Source organism: Chromohalobacter sp. HP20-39 (assembly GCF_033052815.1).
GTDB lineage: Bacteria > Pseudomonadota > Gammaproteobacteria > Pseudomonadales > Halomonadaceae > Chromohalobacter.
The window spans coordinates 1-272 of record NZ_JAWHTP010000677.1; the positions used below are offsets into that span (position 1 = coordinate 1).

Here is a 272-nt window from a genome sequence, read left to right on the forward strand (position 1 = left end):
GAACTACACCCGCCGAGCCAAGCTGAATATGCCACTTGCTCAACTACCCGGAACCCAGGAATTGGCCTGATCTGCTGGGGCATCAGAGACACAACGGAACGAGGGTCTTTACCCCCATCCACGGCTATTAACCCCGCCGAGGGCTGAAGTTCGCCCGCACATAGCCGCAGCAGGGTAGTTTTCCCCGCACCATTAAGGCCCAAGAGAACCGTTGGCCCGGTATCACCCAGAATTAAGTTCAGTTCAGTGAAAAGCCGGGATTTGCATCGTGG

Annotated in this window: 1 protein-coding gene; it reads right to left on the reverse strand. The window is 56.2% G+C overall.

What is annotated here, in order from left to right:
* A partial coding sequence (locus RVY79_RS22075; RefSeq protein WP_411161761.1) for an ATP-binding cassette domain-containing protein occupies window positions 1-242 on the reverse strand: 242 nt, incomplete at its 3' end.
* Window positions 243-272: the final 30 nt, after the last annotated feature.